Here is a 3,382-nt window from a genome sequence, read left to right on the forward strand (position 1 = left end):
CTCAAACCCTATCGGATCCGGTTGCAGGAAGCGGCCGTGGACCGTGCTATAGATGCGGTTGCGGTAATACTTAGCCAGTAACGGCGAACCTTCCTTCGAGCCAGAGGCCGCACTCTGTATAGGCTTGGGAAGCAAATCGTAAAGCCCTGCTCCTATCCCCCCATACTCATTCACCAACATCTCTCGCCCCATATACCATATTCTCAACCCTATCCCATTCTATAGCGATCTTGTCATATCTCTTCCTGGGCAATACTTGTTCTACAATCTATTCACCTCACATATACTCTCGTAGCTTACAAAATATTTCCTCATTCACACCTAAAAAAACTTTTATATCTTATTTAACAAGCCCTTTTATTCTACCTCGCATCTTGTTCTCACTTGAACATGTAACTCGCTAAACCAATTATAAATCCTAGATTTATAAACATCCTAAGATCCTGGTTTTCGATAATTAAAGTAGTGATACATACAAATATAATCACCGCTAGTAGATATATAAAAAATTTAATCATAAAACGCTACCAACATTTTGGATCTTTAGGATATCGATCCAGTCTGTCGAGCACCCCATCCTCGTCTGTGTCTTTATTATAATCATCTTTCTTTCCACTCCTTCCCCCTTCATCACTACTACCATCTCCCCCCTCCACCACTCCGTCTTGGATTATCCCCCATGTTTGCTAACAGCCCTTCTCCTGCCCCTCCTAATAGCCCACCGGTAATTCCCGCTGCTACTAGAGCAGCACTAGGATCGCCCGATGCCAATCCAGTTATCGCTCCTAACACTGCTCCTCCTACTGTCGCTGCTCCAACCTCTTTCCAGCTAAACCCCTTCCCAAAAGCTGCATTAATTGTTTGCCTACCCAGCCCATACATAAATCCACTAGCTGCACCTGCTGCTGTAGCAGCCCAACTCCAAACCTTACCATCTGGATCTATCCAATTCGTAGGCTCATTCCCCACATATCTATACCAATTCACATCTCCAGCATCAAAGCCAATCGGATCCGGTTGGAGGAAGCGGCCGTGTATGAATCTCAGAGGAACTCTCTCGTGCAAACAACTATCCTTCATCACTACTTCACAATACCTCCTACTACTGGGGCTGTAGTTTTCTTGCACATTTAACATCTTGTTATCTCCACTATACCAAATCCCACGTTATTTGCAAGGCTATTCGATAAAATAATGAACTTAATATCCGCTTGCTTAAAACTTAGTTCTATAATTACGGTTTTTCTTGTCAATAATTATTGATCTATAATATCTATCGTATATAGATAATTGTTCACCATCTAAAATATGGATAGGTTCAAATACACTTATTATATATTCAACGCATTTTTTAAGTTCAGGTTTTTTAATTATGCAACTATCGGTAAGATGAATCTTTTGAGAGTTATTAACTTCATTCAACTCGTGTTCATAATTCGTAAATATATAAGTGCTCCCATCTAAACTCATGGTATCGTTACACGTTATAGATCTACTCAGATTAAGAAGTTCTGAATATTTTTCCCTAAAAAAATCATAGTCTTTACGTCTGATTTTCTTAACTGCAAGAACATCCCCAACCCAATATCCACAAATTCCGCTAAATTGATAAGAATATATGACTCTATTAATATCATCAAATTCTAATCTATATGGAGGAAAACCAGTAACAAATACATTCACGCTCCAATTATATCTATTGTGCTCATCATTCTCATGCATTTTTAAAGTTTTAAGATATCTATCTAATCGACTATTTCTTATGCCTGAAACTAAACTATTCGATATAGATGCTAGCAATAGCATCAATAATAAAATGTAAAATTTCCGATGTTTTATCGATTTATATATTATAGTTTGTTGTGTTATTTTTATAGTCATAATGATCTGTTTGAAGCTGATCTTCAGATTGTTTTCCACCATGATTAGGCTTGTCTCTTCCTACATAACCATACTTTTGATAACCTTCTGAATAATTATAATCAGCATCAGAAAAATTTTGAGCCTGCTTTTCCTGCCCTGTCTTGATTCTGATATGTCTTCCGCAAACCATGTGAATCTTTATAATTCAACGGCATATTCCCCACATATCTATACCCATTCATATCGCCGGCATCGAAGACGATGGAATCCGGCTGCAGAAAGCGGCCGGAGGTGCTGATGTAGATGCGATTGCATGTGGCATCGATAAACAAATTCCGCGGTTGATTCAGCGATAGGGCTGCTGCTGCTACTTTTTGTGCTCGATTTTCTATTATACTTTGCACTTTGTCATCTTGCATGATCCGGATTGTTTGAAAAAAGGGGACGTTCCATTCTGCAAGAAGTTGCACGAAGAAGGCGTAATCATCTTTCGCATGAAATAGGGCGGAGCGATTAATGCCTCGATTGATAAGATGAAAGGTAAGGGATTGAAAATATGTTCTTGCTTCGCGCGGCATTGTGTGTTAATTACATCATAATTAAATTTATGTCAATATTTTACCTACCACGTCCCCTTTTCCTCTTATTTAATATACAATTGGTCACTAGGTTTGATTATAAAGAATTCTCTACCAGAATTTTTACCCCTCAACCGACTAAGATAATGCCTCACTACATATTCCTGCTCTTCATCTGTATATCCTCTACCAAAACGCATAACCATACCTCCGTTTGTAGATTCATAACTAAACGTCACTCCACCATTCTTTAGCCCTAATTCTACTATCTTCACATATTCTTCATTCCTCTCCGTATCCTTATGATCCGCATCTCGAAAGATTAACTCTCTAAATTCATCCTCACTCATTCGAGGATCCATCAATACTACTACCTTATTCTTTTGATCCCATATAAACCAAAGCTCTCTCTTTATAAAACTATAAATCCCCGAAGATAATACAAATGAAATTAAAAATATAAGCAATGACTTCTTCATGGAAAATATATTTTCGGGCAACGCTTCTTGGCATCGACTGACCTATATGCCGACGTATAGTGATAGCCGTCTCTGGTGCATATATAGTCGCAATACCTCCTGCACTTATCATCAGATAACTCTTCCTTTATTAATTGACAGTCGTATTTTATATTATTCCATATTTCTGTTGCAATTACCCCAGCTACTGCGCCTAATAGTATATTAACTATCATTCCATCAGGATCTGTATAATTTACAGGTGAATTAAACACATACCTATTCCAATTCACATCCTTAGCATCAAACCCTATCGGATCCGGTTGCATAAAGCGGCCGTGAACCGTGCTATAGATGCGGTTGCGGTAATCGTAAAGCCCTGCTCCTATCCCGCCATACTCATTCCCTAACATCTCCCGCCCCGTATACCAAAACCGCGTCATCGTGTGATTGTAATAGAGTTGCCCATTCTGGAAAAATCTC

The 3,382-nt window shown here is 38.8% G+C and carries 6 protein-coding genes; all 6 read right to left on the reverse strand.

What is annotated here, in order from left to right:
* A partial coding sequence (locus tag NZM04_10390; protein ID MCS7064423.1) for a hypothetical protein occupies positions 1–192 on the reverse strand: 192 nt, incomplete at its 3' end.
* A gap of 444 nt (positions 193–636) precedes the next feature.
* Positions 637–1,065 (reverse strand): hypothetical protein, encoded by a 429-nt coding sequence (locus NZM04_10395; GenBank protein MCS7064424.1) that lies wholly within the window; start codon positions 1,063–1,065, stop codon positions 637–639.
* A gap of 150 nt (positions 1,066–1,215) precedes the next feature.
* The gene (locus NZM04_10400) at positions 1,216–1,722 is read right to left on the reverse strand and encodes a hypothetical protein (protein ID MCS7064425.1); all 507 of its coding nucleotides are present in this window, start codon (positions 1,720–1,722) and stop codon (positions 1,216–1,218) included.
* A 266-nt stretch (positions 1,723–1,988) separates the two neighbouring features.
* Positions 1,989–2,441: a hypothetical protein gene (locus NZM04_10405; protein ID MCS7064426.1), complete on the reverse strand. Its 453-nt coding sequence runs from the start codon at positions 2,439–2,441 to the stop codon at positions 1,989–1,991.
* Positions 2,442–2,506: 65 nt separating this feature from the next.
* Positions 2,507–2,920: a hypothetical protein gene (locus NZM04_10410; protein MCS7064427.1), complete on the reverse strand. Its 414-nt coding sequence runs from the start codon at positions 2,918–2,920 to the stop codon at positions 2,507–2,509.
* Positions 2,917–3,382 (reverse strand): hypothetical protein (locus NZM04_10415; GenBank protein MCS7064428.1); only part of this gene is annotated, 466 nt, incomplete at its 5' end. The genes NZM04_10415 and NZM04_10410, both read right to left, overlap by 4 nt.

The sequence above is a fragment of the Candidatus Methylacidiphilales bacterium genome, assembly GCA_025056655.1.
In the GTDB taxonomy this organism is placed as follows: domain Bacteria; phylum Verrucomicrobiota; class Verrucomicrobiia; order Methylacidiphilales; family JANWVL01; genus JANWVL01.